The following is a 14,659-nucleotide window of genomic DNA, read 5'->3' on the forward strand; positions in this document are numbered from 1 at the left end:
CCACCACGCTCAGGGCACGAACACCACGCGCTCGGCGTCGCCGAGCGAGCTCGTCCAAGTCGCCTCGACGTCGGCGAGCGGCACGGCGCGGGCCCGCACGTCGACGGCCCCGTCGACGATGGCATCGACGATCCGGCCGAGCTCGGCGCGGAACTCGTCGGCGCCGACCGAGCCGAGGCCGCTGCCGACGAGCTGCAGGCGGGCGGAGCGCAAGGCGGCCGACGGGATCGGCGCGCTCGCTCCCGCGACCGACCCGATCTGCACCCAGGTGAGCGGCGCACGCCGGTCGGACCGGTGGCGGAGCAGGTCGACGAGGCCGGTCGCGGTGGGCTCGCCCCACAGGTAGTCGAGCACCACGTCGACCTCGCTCGCCTCCGCGAGGCGGTCGAGCGTGATCGTGCGGTCGGCGCCGAGTGCGGGCAGTTCGGCGAGCTTCGCGGTGTCGCGCCCGGCGGCGACGACCTCCGAGGCGCCGAACCGCTTGGCGATCTGCACCGCCATGCGGCCCGAGTTGCCGGTGGCGCCGGTGACCAGCACGCGGGCTCCGGGTTCGAACTCGATGCGGTGCGTGAGCGCCACCCACGACGACATCGCCGGGTTGAGCGCGGCGGCGACGCGGACCGGGTCGACGTCGTCGGGCAGCGGGATGCTCCGGCGGCGCTCGATCACGGTGCGGTCGGCCATCGTGCCGAGTTCGGTGTCGTCGAGCAGCGCGTAGTGGAGGTGTCCGAGGTCGTCGCGGACGACGGCGTCGATGCCGGGCACGAGCGGCAGCCGGCCACCGCTGGTGTAGTGCGAGCCGGCGGCCCGCGAGCGGACGAGCGGATGCAGGGCCGCGGCGAGCACCTCGACGACGAGTTCGTCGGGGTCGGCGGCGACGGGATCGGGGACGACGGCGTAGGTGGGCGCGGCGTCCAACGAGGTGACGAGCGCAGCGTGCATGGCGGCCTCCTTTAGTTCGTATTACGAATTACTTTCGTGCCCCAGTATGATTCGGAATACGAACCAAGTCAAGGAGGCCGCCGCATGGCTGCATCGACCGACGCCCGCCTCGTCGACGCGCTCGGCCAGGCGACGCTCACCATCTCGGCCGTGCTCACGAGCGTCGCCGCCGAGCACGACCTCTCGCTCACGCAGCTGCGCGTGTTCGGCATCCTCCGCGACCGCACCCTGCGCATGGCCGACCTGGCCGACTACCTCGGCCTCGAGCGCTCCACCCTGTCGGGACTCATCGATCGCGCCGAGAAGCGCGGCATCGTGCACCGCACGCGCAGCCGCGAGGATGGGCGCGCGATCGAGGTGACGCTCTCCGACGCCGGGCGCGCGCTCGCGCGCGAGGCGGAGACGGCGTTCGCCGACGCCCTGGACCCACTCGTCGCCCGGCTGTCGCCCGCCGACCGCGGGGAGCTCGCGACCCTCCTCGAGCGCATGCTCGCCTGACCGGCGCGAACGGCAACTCCGCCGCGGCTCCGCCGACGCGGCGCCCCAGCCGCGGCGCGGCCGGCCGGCTCACCCCGCCGGCGCGTACTTCGCCGCGATCACCCCCGACTCGTACGCCTCCACGCTCAGCAGCCGGAACCCCACGGGTTGCGGCGAGCGCAGCCGGATCTCGGCGTCGCCGACGATGAACGGGTGGATGCCGACGTGCACCTCGTCGACGAGCCCCGCATCCACCAGCGTCGCGGCGAGCTCGCCGTAGCCGTGCGAGATGAGCGACCGGTATCGGCCGCGGAGCTCGCGCACGGCCTCGACGACGTCGCCCTCGATGAGGGTCGCGTTCCAGTCGAGCGGGCCCTTGAGGGTGCGTGACGCCACGAACTTCGGCAGCGCGTTGTACCGGTCGGCGAAGCCGCGGTCGTCGGTCTGGGCAGGCCAGTACTCGCGGAAGAACTCGTAACTCTCGCGGCCGATCAGCACCGCGTCGGCACCGAACACGAGTTCATCGGAGGCCCGCACCAGCCCCGGGTCATCCTCGTCGAACCAGGTCTCCATCTGGTCGAAGACCCCGTCGAGCGTCGTTTCGAAGGAGATCGTCACGGTTCCCATGCGCCCAGCATCCTCCGGAGGCGGGCGGATGTCACCGGGTTGCGGATCGGCGATACGGATGCCCCGGCCTCCGCTTGCCGGATCGCCCGGCGCTGCCAGACTGGCCGTCATGGAGAACGCCCCCGTCGACCACGCCGCCGCGTCCGAGCTGTGGGAGGCGTACCGCGCAGCCCATCCCGAGCGCGCGACCGACACCGAACCGCCCTCGGTCGAACGGTTCGGCGACCACCCGGAACTGACCGACGGGCTGCTCGGGCTCGTGCTCGCGGGCGCGAAGCGTGCGACCGCGACGCTCGCGGCGGAGTTCGCGGCCGAGGGGCAGCCGCTGCCCCGCGTCGGCAGTCACTGGATCGCGTGCGACTCGACCGGGCGGCCCCGCGTGATCCTGCGCAGCACCGAGCTGCGCCTCGCGACCTTCGACGAGGTCGACGAGGCGTTCGCGCGCGACGAGGGCGAGGACGACCTCAGCCTCGCGTCGTGGCGCGAGGGCCATCGCGCCTTCTGGCAGCGCGTCTCACGCAGCCTCGGATTCGAGTGGACCGAGCAGCACGAGATCGTGCTCGAGCGCTTCGAGGTCGCCTGGCGCGCGGAGTGACGCGCCGCCCGGCGAGGCCTCCGCCTCACCGCGCGAGCGCCGCCTCCTCGTCGAGCCAGCCGAGCTTGTCGGGGTTCGCGATCGAGTAGATCCGGGTGATGCGGCCGCCCTCGACCTCGACGCTCACGATGCCGGCGACCTCGCCGTCGACCTCCATCCGGAGCGCGGGCTGCCCGTTCACCCACGCGATCGACGCGAGGTACGGCCGATCGAGCTTCGCGAGTCCGCCGACCAGGTAGCGAGCCATCCGCTCGGCGCCGATGATCGGGCGGCGGGCCGCGCCGCGGACCTTGCCGCCGCCGTCGGCGACCGACACCACGTCGGGGGCGAGCACGTCCATGAGGCCCTGCAGGTCGCCGGTGTTGACCGCGACCACGAGCTGCTCGACGGCCCGCGCGTGCTCCGACGATGACACCGCGGCGCCGACGCGCGGACGCCGGGCGTCCACGTGCGAACGCGCGCGGTGGGCGATCTGCCGCACGGCGGCCGGCGTCTTGCCGACCGCCTCGGCGATCTCGTCGTACGGCACGTCGAACACCTCGCGCAGCACGAACACGGCCCGCTCGGCGGGGCCGAGGGTCTCGAGCACGGTGAGCATCGCGATCGACAGGTGGTCGGCGAGCTCGACGTCGTCGGCCACGTCGGGGCTCGTGAGCAGCGGCTCGGGCAGCCACTCCCCCACGTACTCCTCGCGTCGCCGCGACATCGTGCGCAGCTGGTTGAGCGCCTGCCGGGTGACGAGCTGCACGAGGTACGGCCGTGGCTCGCGCACCGACGACCGGTCGACGGCCGCCCACCGCAGCCACGACTCCTGCAGCACGTCCTCGGCGTCGGCCGCCGAGCCGAGCAGCTCGTACGCGACGGTGAACAGCAGCCGCCGGTGGGTGACGAACGGGTCGTCGGTCATGAGGTCGACCCTACGGCGGCGGCGCTCCGCACGGCCAGCGGCGGCAGGCCGCACGCGTCGGCGAACTCCTCGGAGCGGATGCCGAGCGCCACGTTCATCCGCGCGCTCATGTTCATGAACGCGACGCGGGCGGCGAGCTCGACGAGCGCGGCCGGGCCGAGGTCGGCGAGCAGCGCGTCCGACAGCTCGTCGGTGACGGCCGGCGGCGTCTGGCACATGGCCTCCGCGTACTCCATCACCCGCCGCTCGAGCGGGGTGAAGACGGATGCCTCGCGCCAGCGCGGCACCTCGCGCACCTTCGCCTCGTCGAGGCCGTGGTCGCGCGACATGAAGTAGTTGAAGTCGAGGCAGAAGCTGCATCCGACGGTCGCGGCGGCCGCCATGACGGCATAGGTCGCGAGGCTGCGGTCGAGCTCGTGCCACTGCTCGACCTTCCGGCCGATGCCCATGGCGTCCTTCATGACGGCGGGGTGGTTCCACAGCACGCCGACCGAGTCGGGCACCTTGCCCATCATCTTCCGGGCGAAGGCCTTCACGAGCGATCCGTAGAGGCCGGTGACCTCGGCCGGGGGAACGCGGGTTCCAGTGGACATGTCTCCTCCTGTGGTGTCGTCGACGGATGCCCCGTCGAACATGGGACACCGGCCGGGCGTCGGGTGTGACATCCGTCGACGAACCCGTCGCCGGCGCGTCAGCTCGTGACGCGCGCCTCGAGCCCGAGGAATGCCGCGTACCGCCTCGCGGCCTCGTCGATCGCGCGGGTCTCGACCGTCGTGAGCGCGCGGTGCGGGGTGAGCGCGAACGTCACCGCCTGCTTCCCGATCGTGCGCTTCATCCCCGCCACGAGTTGCCCGTCGACGAGGGCCATGCCGATCGCCGCCTCCCGACCGCGCGGCAGGAGGCCGTCGGCGTCGAGCACCCACCGCGAGTCCTGGTAGCCGCGGTACATCTCGTCGAGCACCTGGAGGAGGTGACCCGGGGGCGACGCGTCGCCCGGCACCTCCCCCGGCGCATGCCAGAAGGTGCGGTCGTCGTGCTCGAACGACGCGAGCGCGTCGCCCGCCCCCGCGAGGCCGCGGCGCACGTCGGTCAGGGTGAGCGTCGCCCAGTACGCGAGGTCGCGCTCGGTCGCGGGCCCGTGCGAGGTGAAGTACCGGCGGGCGAGCTCGGCGAGCGCCTCGTCGCGGTCGAGCCGGCGTGGCGCGGGCACCCGGTCGGCGAACCGGGCGTAGGTGTGCTCCCCGTCGCGCGGCGCACCGCTGCAGAGTCGGCGCTCCATCTCGAGGCGCCCGAGCACGAGCATGAGCTGCTGGCCGGTGAGGTCGTGGCCTCGGTCGGCGAGGGCCGCGGCGAGGTCGGCCCGGGTGCGATCGGATGCCTCGCCGAGCGCGTCGTCGACCGCGTCGGCGATCGCCGTGAGGCGGTCGTCGAGCGGGGCGAGCTGCTGGTCGAACACCGGCAGCACCCGCGGCGCGGTGAGTTCGAGCAGCCAGGCCGCGTCCTCGGCGTGCACGTAGTGCCAGGTCGGGCGGAGCACGTGCGTGCGCAGGACGCGTCCGCTCGCGAGGGCCGCCGCGAGGTCCTCCTGGCGGGGCGCGGCCGTGCGGGTCGCGACCGCCCACGCCGACTGCGACGGGTTCTCGGCCTGCACGGCGCCGAGCGTGCGGACCACCTGCTCGGCGTCGGCGAGGGGCGCGGCGAGGGCCTGCGAGTGCAGTCGCCATCGGGCGATCGCGCGATCATCGGTGGTCACCCCTGCAGCGTAGGGCGACCCGCCGACCGCGGGGCGATCAGCCCTGCGCGTCCTCGAGGTGCGGGGCGCCGTGGTTCAGCACCTTCACGACGAGCTGGTGCCGGCGGAGCGCCCGGATCGTGCGGGCGACCTCGTCGGGCGTGCGGCCGAGCGTGCGCTCGCTCGACACGACGAGCACGTCGCCGGCCTGGAGCGTGTCGAACAGGCGGCCGAGCCGCTGCTCCCACGTCTCGGGCCGTTCCGGCGCGGGGTGCTTGAAGTCGAGGATCGCGACCCCGAACCGGGCGAGGTCGTTGCGCTGCTCCACCACCGACGGCAGGTCGGGGCGGGCGACGACGAGCCCGACGAGGCGGGACCCCTCGGGCCGGGCCGTCCACCAGTCGTGGTTGCGCTGGAGCTCGGCGAAGCACTCGGGGCAGCCGATGGCGCGGTGCCCGGGCACGTGCGCCGACGGCGAGGCATCCGGCACCGGCGCAGCCCCCGTCGCGCCCGTCGTCGAATCGGTCTTCAGCTCGCCCATGTCCCCGGCCCCTTCACGTCGACACCCATTCTCGCGCAGGCCGGCGCGAAGCGGGCGCCGGTCAGAGCGCGGCGCTCAGAGCGCGCCGGTCGCCGCCTGCTCGCGGACGCGCCCGCCGCCCTCGAAGACGAGCAGCCGGTCGGCGAGCTTGTCGACGAAGAAGCGGTCGTGGCTGACCACGAGCACCGCGCCCGGGAAATGCGTCAGCGCGCGCTCCATCACCTGCGTCGACGTGATGTCGAGGTGGTTCGTCGGCTCGTCGAGCACGATGACCGCGGCCCCCGAGAGCAGGCACTGGGCGATCGCGACCCGCGCGCGCTGGCCGCCCGAGAGCGTGCCGATCTTCTGCTGCAGGTCGGCCTCGGAGAACTGCAGCATCGCGAGGAACCGGTTCACGCTCTTCTTCGTCGCGGTGAACGCGAGCGAGTCGGGGTAGGCGTTGACCGCGTGCCCGACGCTGTCGGTGAGGTCGAGCTCGGCATAGACCTGGTTGTACGAGACGAACCGGGCTCCCTTCGCCCAGCGCACGCTGCCGGCCGACGGCTCGGTCACCCCGGTGAGCACGTCGAGCAGCGTCGACTTGCCCGAGCCGTTCGAGCCGAGCACCGCGACGCGGTCGCCTCGCTGGAGGTCGAACGAGAGCCCGTCGAACAGCGGCGCGCCGTTGAAGGACTTCGCGAGCCCGGTCACGGTGAGCAGGTCGTTGCTCACCCGCAGGCCGTCGTAGATGCCGGTGATGATCTGGTCGATGGGGCGCGGCGCCTGCCGCTTCTTGATGTCGGCGAGCCGGCGCGCGACCGCGTTCGAGGGGTTGCGGGCCGCCTCCCGGCGGGCGGCCGACGCGGCCTGCTCGTAGGCGAGCAGCTCCTCCTCGTGGGCGAACTGCTTCTCGAGCATCTTCAGCCGCGACTGCTTCGCATGCACGTACGCCGAGTAGTCGCCCTCGTACTCCTGGAGGCGGTAGTTCTCGATCTCGATGATGCGGTCGACGACGCCGTCGAGGAACTGGCGGTCGTGCGACACCACGAGCACGGCGCCCGGGAACGACGACAGCCAGTTCTCGATCCACTTCACGCCGTCGAGGTCGAGGAAGTTCGTGGGCTCGTCGAGCAGCAGCACGTCGGGCGCCTGCACGAGGAGCAGGGCGAGGGCCGCCCGGTTGCGCCATCCGCCCGACAGCCGGTCGACCGGCAGGTTCCGTCGCTCCTCGTCGAAGCCGAGCCGCGTGAGCACCGTGTCGATGGTGGTCTCGTAGGTCCAGCCGCCGAGGTGGTCCATGCGCTCGAGGAGCTCGCCCTGCTCGGCGAGGAGCCGGGTCATCTCGTCGTCGTCCATCGGCTCGGCGAACGCGAGCCCGATCTCGTCGAGGCGGGCCTGCGTCTCGTGCACGTCGGCGAAGTGCGCGCTCAACGTCTGCTGGATGCTCTGCTCGCCGTCGAGCTCGGAGAACTGCGAGAAGTACCCGATCGTGGTGCCGAGCGTGACGTCGCGGGTGCCGGACGTCGGCTCGCGCCGGCCCAGCACGACCTCGAGCAGACTCGACTTGCCGGTGCCGTTCTTGCCGATCAAGCCGACGCGGTCGCCCTGCTTCAGCTTGAGGAACGCCTCCTTCAGCACCGGACGCCCCTCGAACTCGATGCCGACGTCGTTCAGGCGGATCAGGCTCACGGGGGTCCTTGCGTTCGAGACGGGCGGGGATTCCGGCCCGGCGGCGATCATATCCGGCCATCCTCCGCGGCTCCCGCGGCCGGGATGCCACACTCGACGGATGTCCTCCCCCGAAGCCCGCCCCGTGCCCATCGACCTCGACACCTGGGCGCGCCGCGAGACGTTCGAGTACTACCGGCACCGGGTGCCCTGCACGTACGCCATCACGGTGGAGATCGACGTGACCGAGTTCGTCGCCGCCCTGCGGCGGGCGTCGCGCAAGACCTACGTCGCGCAGATCTGGGCGCTCGCGAACGTGGTGAACCGCCACCCCGAGTTCCGCATGGCGGAGACGGCCGACGGCGCGCCGGCGACCTGGCCGGTCGTGCACCCGGCGTTCACGGTGCTGAACCCCGAGCGCGAGACGTTCTCGGTGGTGCACGTGCCGTGGGACCCGGACTTCGCCCGGTTCCACGACACGGCCGCTCCGGTGCTCGCCGCCGCGGCGGGCGCGACGACGATGTTCCCGAACGGCGACCTGCCGCCCGACGCGTTCGACGTGTCGAGCCTGCCGTGGACGGGCTTCACCGGGTTCACGCTGCAGATCGACGGCGGCACGGGGCACCTGCTGCCGATCTTCACGCTCGGCCGGTACCTCGAGCGCGACGGTCGCACGATCCTGCCGCTGGCGGTGCAGGTCCACCACGCGGCGGCCGACGGCTTCCACACGTCGCGGCTCATCGGCGAGCTCCGCGAGCTCGTGGCGGACCCGAGCTGGGTGGAGTCGGGCCGGATGGAGTCGGGCCGGGTCGGTCAGCCGGTGGCCTGACCCTCCCTGGGCGTCAGCCGGATCACCGGGATGCGCCGGTCGGTCGTCCGCTCGTACTTCGCGAACGCGGGCGCCTCGGCGGTGATCCGCTTCCACGCGTGCTCGCGTTCCTCGCCGTGCAGCTCGGTCGGCACGACGTCGATCCGCCGGCCGGCGAACTCGATCCGTGCCCGCTCGGGGTGTGCCTGGAGGTTGAAGTACCAGCCCGGGTTGCGGGCGCTGCCGCCGTTGGATGCCACGACGAGCCGGCTGCCGCCCCGGTCGGGGAACGAGCGCACGGGGGTCATCCGCTCCTCGCCCGTCCGCCGGCCGACGGTGACGATCACGAGGACGTGTCCGTTGCGGGAGCCCTTCCGGCGGATGTGCTCGGCGTTCTTCAGGTTCGCCCAGCGGGCGAAGCGGCTCGACCCGGGTGGTCTCGGTCCGCGGGTGCCGTTGGGGGTGTCGAGTGCCATGGCGTCGCCTCCTTCGCGGACGGTGGCGATCTGTCTCCATTCTCCCGCGGATCGGCCTCAGCCGACCCTGAGCACGACGCTCCCGCGCTTGCGCCCGGTGTCGACGTAGCGGTGCGCCTCGACGACCTGGTCGAGGTCGTAGGTGCGGTCGATGACGGGGCGCAGGTCACCGGCCTCGGCGAGCGAGGTGAGGCGGGACATCCCGTCGGCGCCCATCGACCCGCCGCGGTGGTCGACGACGAGGCCGCTGCGGCGTGCCTGTCGGGAGGCTGCGAGCATGCCCGACAGGTCGGCGATGACGAGCAGGAGCGCCCCGCCGGGCCGCAGCAGGTGGGCGACGCGACCGAACGGCGCGTTGCCGACGCACTCGACGATCACGTCGTAGCGCGGGCCGCCGGCCACCGTCGCGAAGTCGGCTCGCGTGTAGTCGACGACCTCGGCCGCGCCGAGCGAGCGCACGAGCTCGGCGTTGCGGCCGCTCGTGACCGCGGTGACCCGCGCGCCGCGGCTTGCGGCGAGCTGGACCGCGGCGGATCCGACCGCCCCGGATGCCCCGTTGACGAGCACCTCGGTGCCGGGCCCGATCGCCACCCGGTCGAGGTAGCGCAGGGCGGTGTGCCCGCCGAACACGATCGCGGCGGCCTCCTCGAAGGTGAGGTTCGCGGGCTTCCTGGCGACGTCGCCGTCCTCCGCGACGGTCGTGAATTCGGCGTGGCATCCCATCTTCGCGCCGCGCATGACGATGACCTCGTCGCCGGGCGCGAAGCGGGTGACGGCCGCGCCGACCTGCTCGACGACGCCCGCGGCCTCCATGCCGAGCACGTGCAGCCTCGGCCGGAACAGGCCGATCGTCGGCGAGACCGCGAGCGCGAGGCCGCGCGGCACGCGCCGCGACCGGATGCGCTGGTCGGCGACGCTCACGGTCGTGGCGCGCACCCGCACGAGCAGGTCGCCCGGGCCGGGTTCGGGCTTCGGCGTGTCGGCGACGTGCACGACCTCGGGCGGGCCGAACCGGTCGACCCGGGCGGCCCGCATCGTCGTGGCGGTGGTGGTGGCGGTCATGGCTCGCTCCCTTACGTTGTAAGACTTACGGCGTAAGATACGCCGCCGGACGCGCCGCGTCCACCCCTCCGGGACGATTGCCTGACGTTGTAAGGTGAACCATGCCGTCGCCCACCTCCGCCCGAGCCGCCGAGCGCAGCCGCCTCAGCCGCGACCTCGTGCTGCAGGCCGCCCTGCGGCTCGCCGACGACGACGGCATCGACGCGCTCACCATGCGCGCCCTCGCCGAGCGCCTCGGCGTCGAGGCGATGTCGATCTACTACCACCTGCCCAACAAGGACGCGATCCTCGACGGCCTCGTCGAGGCCGTCTTCGCCGAGGTCGAAACCGAGGTCGGCGGGTTCGCGCCGCCGGCGACGACGGATGCCTCGAGCTGGAGCCCGACGCTCCGCGGGCGCATCCTCGGGTCGAGGCGCGTCCTGCTCCGCCACCCGTGGGCGCCGAACGTCATGAACCTCCGCGGCGCCGCCGGCCCGAACGCCACCCGCCACGTCGACGGGGTGGTCGGCATCATGCGCGCCGGCGGCCTCTCGCACGACCTCATCCACCACGGGCTGCACGCGCTCGGCAGTCGCATCTACGGCTACGTGCAGGAGCTCAGCGACGACTCGGCCGCGCCCGCGCCCGTCGAGATCGAGCAGCTCGCCTCGTTCGCGCCGAACCTCGCCGCGATGCTCGCCGACGTGGTGCACGACGATCCCGACTCCACGCTCGGCTGGTGCGACGACCAGACCGAGTTCGAGTTCGGCCTCGACCTCGTGCTCGAAGGGCTCGAACGACGCCGCGCGTCTGCTGCCGGCTGAACCCGGAACAGCCGTGGCCGATCGCGTGTTGCCCCTCCGCATGAGAGCAATCGCGTACGCGCAGACCGGCGACTCCTCCGTCCTCCAGCTCCTCGAGCGGGGCATCCCGACGCCCGGCCCCGGCGAGGTGCGCGTGCGCATCGTCGTCTCGGGCGTGAACCCGACCGACTGGAAGGCGCGCGCCGGCGCGCACGCCGGCCGGCCGACGCCGTTCCCCGAGGTCGTGCCGAACCAGGACGGCGCGGGCGTGGTCGACGCGGTCGGCGACGGCGTCGCCGGATTCGCGGTCGGCGACCGGGTGTGGGTGTTCCTCGCCGCGCACGAGCGGCCGACGGGCACGGCGCAGGAGTTCACGGTGCTGCCCGCCTCGCGGGTCGTGCACCTCCCCGACGCGGCGGGCTTCGAGCTCGGGGCATCCCTCGGGGTGCCGGCCATGACCGCGCACCGCGCGCTCACCGTACACGAGGGCGGACCCGAGCGGCTCCGCCCGGGCGCGCTCGACGGGCACACCGTGCTCGTCGCCGGCGGCGCCGGCGCGGTCGGGCACGCCGCGATCCAACTCGCCCGCTGGTCGGGCGCGACCGTCGTCACGACGGTCAGCTCGCCCGGGAAGGCGGCGCTCGCGACCGCGGCCGGCGCCCACCACGTCGTCGACTACCGGGCGGATGACGCGGCGAAGGCCATCCGCGCGGTCGCGCCGAACGGGGTCGACCTGGTCGTCGAGGTCTCCCCCGCCCGCAACGCCGAGCTGAACAGCCGGGTGATCGCGAACCACGGCTCGATCGCGGTGTACGCGACCGACGGCGGCGGCGAGATGCGGCTCGACGTGCGGCACCATTTCGCGCTGAACGTGCGCTACCAGTTCCTGCTGCTCTACACCGTGGGCGACGCGGCGCTCGCGGCCGCCGCCGCGGACATCAGCCGCGCGGTCGCCGACGGCGCGCTGCCGGTCGGCGAGGCGGCCGGCCTGCCGCTCACCCGGTTCCCGCTGGAGCGCGCGGCCGAAGCGCACGACGCGGTCGAGGCTGGCACGGTCGGCAAGGTGCTGGTCGACGTGGGCTGAGCGCGCGTCGCCGCCTGGTCACGCGGCCACGAGATGCGCGACCTGCTCGGCGACGAGCACGACGGCGAGCACCACCATCGCCGCACCCGACACCCGGGACACGACGCGGAGGGCGGTCGGCCGGGCGCGGAGCACCGCCTTCGCGCCGACCCCCACCGCCGAGTACACGAGCGCGCAACTGCCGACGAAGATGAGGCCGAGCACCGCGAGCTGCACCTGGATCGGCCAGGCGCTCGCGGCGTCGGTGAACTGCGGCAGCAGCACGACGAGCACGAGCAGGCCCTTCGGGTTCAGGCCGCTGACCCCGGCGCCTTGGAGCACGCGCAGCCAGGGGTGAGCGGATGCCCCGCTCGGCCCCGCGCCCCCGGTTGCGCCGGACGCATCCGCGGCGACGACCGGCGGGTGCATGAGCACGCGGACGCCGAGGTAGGCGAGGTAGCCCGCCGCCGCGAGGGTCAGGCCGGTGAGCACCCACGGCATGGCCGCAACCGCGGCGCCGACGCCGATCGCGACGGCGGTCACGGCGAGCAGGTAGCCGACGAGGATGCCGGCGATCGAGGGCAGCAGGGTGCGCTCCTGCGTGCCGGCGGCGATGACGTACGCCCAGTCGGGGCCCGGCACGAGCACCATCAGCGTCATCATCGCCCAGCACGCGAGCAGCAGTTCGGTGTTCACGCTCGCCTCCCGTCGTTCGATACGACGAACGTAGGCAAGATCGGCCGGAACAGGCTTCCAACTTTCCCCTCGAACGGCGCGGATAGTGGAAGAATCCACCCCATGGACGCCATCGACCGGAAGATCCTCACCGAGCTCCAGCAGGACGGCCGGCTGAGCCTCACCGACCTGGCGGATCGCGTGCAGCTCAGCATGTCGCCCACCCACCGCCGCCTGCGGGCCCTCGAGCAGTCGGGCGCGATCGCCGGGTACCGGGCCGTGATCGACCCGGAGGTCGTCGGGCTCGGGTTCAGCGCCCTCGTGTTCGTCACGATGCAGCAGGCGAACACCGCGACCGTGCCGGCGTTCGACGCCGCCGTCGCCGAGATCCCCGAGGTGATCCAGGCCCTGCGCCTCTTCGGCAATCCCGACTACCTGCTCCGCGTCGCGGTGCGCGACCTGCCCGCCTACCAGCGCCTGTGGGACGAGAAGCTCGCGGCGCTGCCCGGCGTGCAGCGCGTCGAGTCGACCCTCGTGATGAAGACCATCGTCGACGACCGGCCGCTGCCGCTCTGAGCCCGACCCGGTCGGGCGGCACCGCGTCGCTCGGGCGGCACGACGTCGCGCCGCCCGACCGACCAGGTGCCGCCGGACCCCGCCGGGCGTAGCGTGGCCCGGGAGACGAGACAGCCGAACGAGGGGGTTCCCATGGCCGAGCTCGCACCCATCCAGCCGTGCCTGTGGTTCGACGACCAGGCGCGCGAGGCGATGGAGTACTACGTGAGCGTGTTCCCGAACTCGCGCATCACCCGCATCGACGAGTATCCCGACGAGTCGCTCGACGAGCACTTCCAGGGCATGTCGGGGAAGGTGCTGAACGGGCAGTTCACGTTGGACGGCGTCGACTTCGTGTGCCTCGACGGCGGGCCGCTCTTCCCGTTCACCGAGGCCGTGTCGTTCATCGTGTCGTGCGCCGACCAGGCCGAGATCGACCGGTACTGGGCCGCGCTGTCGCACGTGCCCGAGGCCGAGCAGTGCGGCTGGTGCAAGGACCGGTTCGGCGTGAGCTGGCAGGTCGTCCCCGCGAACATGGGCGAACTCACCCGCACGCCCGCCCAGATCCAGGTGATGATGGGCCAGAAGAAGATCGTGGTCGCCGAGCTCGAGCGGGCCTGAGATCCGGCCGCCGGTCCGCGGGTAGGATCGCCCGAGATCCGGAGGAGTGGCGTCGACATGTCGTGGTGGCAGGAGTACCAGGGGTTCTTCGTCCTGGGCGCCTTCGCGGCGCTGTTCATCATCGGCGGCGTCGCGCGGGCTTGGACGTGGAGGTTCATGCAGAAGAGCGCCGACGCCGCGGCCTCGGGCCGAGGCTGGAAGGATTCCCCGGACAAGAGCGTGCAGACCATCCTCACGTCGATGGCCACGTGCGTGCACTTCCCGCTCGACGTCGAGGCGGCCGCCGTCCTCCTCGAGCCCGCCAAGCCGCCGATGTTCTGGAAGCACGACGACCGGTTCGAATGGTCCATCCGGGCGACGCCCGATGAAGCCGTCCCGTCCACGGTCGCCCGCCTCGAACCCGACCCCTCGGGCACCGGGAGTCGCCTCGCCCTGATCTCCTCCTGGGAGCTGGGCGGCATCCCGACGAGCGAGCCCGACTGGCGCAAGCTCCGGAAGATGGCCCTCACGGCCGCGACCCGGGCGGGCGTGACGGCGACCGAGCAGCCGGGCCCCCGGATCGTCCGTACCCCGCTGACGGACGTCTCGGACCTGCACCCCGCGGTCGCCGCCCGCACGAACCACTACTGGGCTCGGGAGGAGTCCGCCTCGGCGTGAGCCGGCGGTTCGTCCCAGCCGAGCTCGAGCGGGCCCGTACCGGTCCTTGTGCCGCCCCGAGGCCGCTGCCAGCATGGCGGCATGCCCCGCAACCCCGACATCCCCGACGCGTTCGACGTCGTCACGGTGGTCGTGCTGCGGCGGCCCGCCGATGCACCCGACCTACCCGAGGACGAGCTCGATGCGCTGCAGGCTCGGCACCTCGCGTACCGGGCGGAGCTGCGCCGGCGGGGCATCCTCGTCGCCAACGGCCCGTTCCTCGAGCAGAGCGACGAGTCGTACCGCGGCCTGTCGGTGTTCGCCTGCGACCCTGCGGAGGCGGCCCGGCTGAGCGCGGCCGACCCGTCGGTGGTGGCCGGCCGGCTCGCGTACGACGTGATGGAGTGGTGGACCGCGGCCGGGTCGCTCGCGTTCCCGCTCGCGGGCGGGCCGGTCGGCGAACGGCGGCGGTTGCCGGAGGACTGAGCACGACGGAGGGCCGGACGCATCGCG

General features: G+C 73.0%; 19 protein-coding genes. 9 read left to right on the forward strand and 10 right to left on the reverse strand.

The features are described 5' to 3' along the window. Window positions 1-9 precede the first annotated feature (9 nt). The gene (locus ACGGZK_RS18785) at window positions 10-942 is read right to left on the reverse strand and encodes a zinc-binding dehydrogenase (RefSeq protein WP_395244145.1); all 933 of its coding nucleotides are present in this window, start codon (window positions 940-942) and stop codon (window positions 10-12) included. An 84-nt stretch (window positions 943-1,026) separates the two neighbouring features. Between ACGGZK_RS18785 and ACGGZK_RS18790 the strand changes: the two genes are divergently transcribed. Beyond that, window positions 1,027-1,440 (forward strand): MarR family winged helix-turn-helix transcriptional regulator, encoded by a 414-nt coding sequence (locus tag ACGGZK_RS18790; protein WP_395244146.1) that lies wholly within the window; start codon window positions 1,027-1,029, stop codon window positions 1,438-1,440. Between the two features lie 69 nt (window positions 1,441-1,509). Here ACGGZK_RS18790 and ACGGZK_RS18795 read toward each other — a convergent pair whose 3' ends face one another. Then, window positions 1,510-2,046 carry a dihydrofolate reductase family protein gene (locus ACGGZK_RS18795; protein ID WP_395244147.1) on the reverse strand — a complete coding sequence of 179 codons (537 nt, stop codon included), beginning with the start codon at window positions 2,044-2,046 and terminating at the stop codon, window positions 1,510-1,512. 109 nt (window positions 2,047-2,155) lie between these two features. Between ACGGZK_RS18795 and ACGGZK_RS18800 the strand changes: the two genes are divergently transcribed. After that, window positions 2,156-2,641: an ASCH domain-containing protein gene (locus ACGGZK_RS18800; protein ID WP_395244148.1), complete on the forward strand. Its 486-nt coding sequence runs from the start codon at window positions 2,156-2,158 to the stop codon at window positions 2,639-2,641. A 25-nt stretch (window positions 2,642-2,666) separates the two neighbouring features. Here ACGGZK_RS18800 and ACGGZK_RS18805 read toward each other — a convergent pair whose 3' ends face one another. The 5 genes from ACGGZK_RS18805 to ACGGZK_RS18825 form a co-directional block, all read right to left on the reverse strand. Further along, window positions 2,667-3,548: an RNA polymerase sigma-70 factor gene (locus ACGGZK_RS18805; RefSeq protein WP_395244149.1), complete on the reverse strand. Its 882-nt coding sequence runs from the start codon at window positions 3,546-3,548 to the stop codon at window positions 2,667-2,669. After that, a complete protein-coding gene (locus tag ACGGZK_RS18810) occupies window positions 3,545-4,141 on the reverse strand; it encodes a carboxymuconolactone decarboxylase family protein (protein ID WP_395244150.1) in 597 nt (198 codons plus the stop codon). The genes ACGGZK_RS18805 and ACGGZK_RS18810 overlap by 4 nt, the downstream gene beginning before the upstream one ends. A gap of 98 nt (window positions 4,142-4,239) precedes the next feature. Beyond that, the gene (locus ACGGZK_RS18815) at window positions 4,240-5,301 is read right to left on the reverse strand and encodes a winged helix DNA-binding domain-containing protein (RefSeq protein WP_395244151.1); all 1,062 of its coding nucleotides are present in this window, start codon (window positions 5,299-5,301) and stop codon (window positions 4,240-4,242) included. A gap of 37 nt (window positions 5,302-5,338) precedes the next feature. Further along, entirely contained in the window at window positions 5,339-5,821 is a 483-nt protein-coding gene (locus ACGGZK_RS18820; RefSeq protein ID WP_395244152.1) for a dehydrogenase, read from the reverse strand. 75 nt (window positions 5,822-5,896) lie between these two features. Further along, window positions 5,897-7,489 (reverse strand): ABC-F family ATP-binding cassette domain-containing protein, encoded by a 1,593-nt coding sequence (locus tag ACGGZK_RS18825; RefSeq protein WP_395244153.1) that lies wholly within the window; start codon window positions 7,487-7,489, stop codon window positions 5,897-5,899. 100 nt (window positions 7,490-7,589) lie between these two features. On the opposite strand from ACGGZK_RS18825, the gene ACGGZK_RS18830 reads away from it, so the two are divergent. Next, complete coding sequence (locus ACGGZK_RS18830; RefSeq protein ID WP_395244154.1) at window positions 7,590-8,297, forward strand: CatA-like O-acetyltransferase; 708 nt, start codon at window positions 7,590-7,592, stop codon at window positions 8,295-8,297. Here ACGGZK_RS18830 and ACGGZK_RS18835 read toward each other — a convergent pair. Both ACGGZK_RS18835 and ACGGZK_RS18840 read right to left on the reverse strand, forming a co-directional pair. After that, entirely contained in the window at window positions 8,282-8,752 is a 471-nt protein-coding gene (locus ACGGZK_RS18835) for a nitroreductase family deazaflavin-dependent oxidoreductase (RefSeq protein ID WP_395244155.1), read from the reverse strand. The two genes, ACGGZK_RS18830 and ACGGZK_RS18835, sit on opposite strands and share 16 nt — an antisense overlap. A gap of 57 nt (window positions 8,753-8,809) precedes the next feature. Then, window positions 8,810-9,814, reverse strand: coding sequence for an NAD(P)-dependent alcohol dehydrogenase (locus ACGGZK_RS18840; protein WP_395244156.1), 1,005 nt, complete (start codon window positions 9,812-9,814; stop codon window positions 8,810-8,812). Between the two features lie 101 nt (window positions 9,815-9,915). On the opposite strand from ACGGZK_RS18840, the gene ACGGZK_RS18845 reads away from it, so the two are divergent. Together ACGGZK_RS18845 and ACGGZK_RS18850 are read left to right on the forward strand one after the other, a co-directional pair. Then, entirely contained in the window at window positions 9,916-10,617 is a 702-nt protein-coding gene (locus tag ACGGZK_RS18845; RefSeq protein WP_395244157.1) for a TetR/AcrR family transcriptional regulator C-terminal domain-containing protein, read from the forward strand. A gap of 40 nt (window positions 10,618-10,657) precedes the next feature. Beyond that, window positions 10,658-11,680 carry an NADPH:quinone reductase gene (locus ACGGZK_RS18850; RefSeq protein WP_395244158.1) on the forward strand — a complete coding sequence of 341 codons (1,023 nt, stop codon included), beginning with the start codon at window positions 10,658-10,660 and terminating at the stop codon, window positions 11,678-11,680. 18 nt (window positions 11,681-11,698) lie between these two features. Here the strand turns inward: ACGGZK_RS18850 and ACGGZK_RS18855 are convergent, their stop codons facing one another. Then, window positions 11,699-12,355: a LysE family translocator gene (locus ACGGZK_RS18855; protein WP_395244159.1), complete on the reverse strand. Its 657-nt coding sequence runs from the start codon at window positions 12,353-12,355 to the stop codon at window positions 11,699-11,701. Between the two features lie 102 nt (window positions 12,356-12,457). Here ACGGZK_RS18855 and ACGGZK_RS18860 point away from each other — a divergent pair, with 102 nt between their 5' ends. The 4 genes from ACGGZK_RS18860 (at window position 12,458) to ACGGZK_RS18875 (ending at window position 14,632) form a co-directional block, all read left to right on the forward strand. Continuing rightward, complete coding sequence (locus ACGGZK_RS18860) at window positions 12,458-12,910, forward strand: Lrp/AsnC family transcriptional regulator (RefSeq protein WP_395244160.1); 453 nt, start codon at window positions 12,458-12,460, stop codon at window positions 12,908-12,910. 132 nt (window positions 12,911-13,042) lie between these two features. After that, window positions 13,043-13,510, forward strand: a complete 468-nt coding sequence (locus ACGGZK_RS18865; RefSeq protein WP_395244161.1) for a VOC family protein — start codon at window positions 13,043-13,045, stop codon at window positions 13,508-13,510. Between the two features lie 57 nt (window positions 13,511-13,567). Further along, complete coding sequence (locus ACGGZK_RS18870) at window positions 13,568-14,167, forward strand: hypothetical protein (protein WP_395244162.1); 600 nt, start codon at window positions 13,568-13,570, stop codon at window positions 14,165-14,167. Window positions 14,168-14,248: 81 nt separating this feature from the next. Beyond that, window positions 14,249-14,632, forward strand: coding sequence for a YciI family protein (locus ACGGZK_RS18875; protein ID WP_395244163.1), 384 nt, complete (start codon window positions 14,249-14,251; stop codon window positions 14,630-14,632). The last annotated feature ends 27 nt before the right edge of the window (window positions 14,633-14,659 follow it).

Origin of the sequence: Agromyces sp. MMS24-K17, assembly GCF_043950245.1 — a bacterium.
In the GTDB taxonomy this organism is placed as follows: domain Bacteria; phylum Actinomycetota; class Actinomycetes; order Actinomycetales; family Microbacteriaceae; genus Agromyces.

What these genes read in the sequence shown, in the direction of transcription:
- ACGGZK_RS18785 (WP_395244145.1), bottom strand. Translation starts at nt 942, where the DNA reads ATGCACGCTGCGCTCGTCACCTCGTTGGACGCCGCGCCCACCTACGCC.
- ACGGZK_RS18790 (WP_395244146.1), top strand. Translation starts at nt 1,027, where the DNA reads ATGGCTGCATCGACCGACGCCCGCCTCGTCGACGCGCTCGGCCAGGCG.
- ACGGZK_RS18795 (WP_395244147.1), bottom strand. Translation starts at nt 2,046, where the DNA reads ATGGGAACCGTGACGATCTCCTTCGAAACGACGCTCGACGGGGTCTTC.
- ACGGZK_RS18800 (WP_395244148.1), top strand. Translation starts at nt 2,156, where the DNA reads ATGGAGAACGCCCCCGTCGACCACGCCGCCGCGTCCGAGCTGTGGGAG.
- ACGGZK_RS18805 (WP_395244149.1), bottom strand. Translation starts at nt 3,548, where the DNA reads ATGACCGACGACCCGTTCGTCACCCACCGGCGGCTGCTGTTCACCGTC.
- ACGGZK_RS18810 (WP_395244150.1), bottom strand. Translation starts at nt 4,141, where the DNA reads ATGTCCACTGGAACCCGCGTTCCCCCGGCCGAGGTCACCGGCCTCTAC.
- ACGGZK_RS18820 (WP_395244152.1), bottom strand. Translation starts at nt 5,821, where the DNA reads ATGGGCGAGCTGAAGACCGATTCGACGACGGGCGCGACGGGGGCTGCG.
- ACGGZK_RS18830 (WP_395244154.1), top strand. Translation starts at nt 7,590, where the DNA reads ATGTCCTCCCCCGAAGCCCGCCCCGTGCCCATCGACCTCGACACCTGG.
- ACGGZK_RS18835 (WP_395244155.1), bottom strand. Translation starts at nt 8,752, where the DNA reads ATGGCACTCGACACCCCCAACGGCACCCGCGGACCGAGACCACCCGGG.
- ACGGZK_RS18840 (WP_395244156.1), bottom strand. Translation starts at nt 9,814, where the DNA reads ATGACCGCCACCACCACCGCCACGACGATGCGGGCCGCCCGGGTCGAC.
- ACGGZK_RS18845 (WP_395244157.1), top strand. Translation starts at nt 9,916, where the DNA reads ATGCCGTCGCCCACCTCCGCCCGAGCCGCCGAGCGCAGCCGCCTCAGC.
- ACGGZK_RS18850 (WP_395244158.1), top strand. Translation starts at nt 10,658, where the DNA reads ATGAGAGCAATCGCGTACGCGCAGACCGGCGACTCCTCCGTCCTCCAG.
- ACGGZK_RS18860 (WP_395244160.1), top strand. Translation starts at nt 12,458, where the DNA reads ATGGACGCCATCGACCGGAAGATCCTCACCGAGCTCCAGCAGGACGGC.
- ACGGZK_RS18865 (WP_395244161.1), top strand. Translation starts at nt 13,043, where the DNA reads ATGGCCGAGCTCGCACCCATCCAGCCGTGCCTGTGGTTCGACGACCAG.
- ACGGZK_RS18870 (WP_395244162.1), top strand. Translation starts at nt 13,568, where the DNA reads ATGTCGTGGTGGCAGGAGTACCAGGGGTTCTTCGTCCTGGGCGCCTTC.
- ACGGZK_RS18875 (WP_395244163.1), top strand. Translation starts at nt 14,249, where the DNA reads ATGCCCCGCAACCCCGACATCCCCGACGCGTTCGACGTCGTCACGGTG.